Genomic DNA, 243 nt, shown 5'->3' on the forward strand with positions numbered 1-243 from the left:
TACATTCTGAAAATGGTTTATTGGCCTTTGGTCCACCCCCTGCGGAAGAAGACCGTGACCCTGAGTTAATTAACGCGGGTAAAGAGTTTGTAACCCTGCTAGAAGGCGGAGCTTTCTTCCATCATGGTGATTCATTTGCCATGATGCGTGGTGGTCATTTAGACATCGCAGTCTTGGGTGCTTTCCAAGTCGCTGAAAATGGTGATCTTGCAAACTGGCATACCGGTGCACCTGATGCCATCC

The 243-nt window shown here is 48.6% G+C and carries 1 protein-coding gene; it reads left to right on the forward strand.

Annotated elements, in window-relative coordinates:
• The coding region (locus AC1M9H_RS14425; protein WP_481613665.1) for a CoA-transferase at nt 1-243 on the forward strand (243 nt) is incomplete at both ends.

It is taken from the genome of Acinetobacter sp. ANC_7512 (assembly GCF_056779935.1).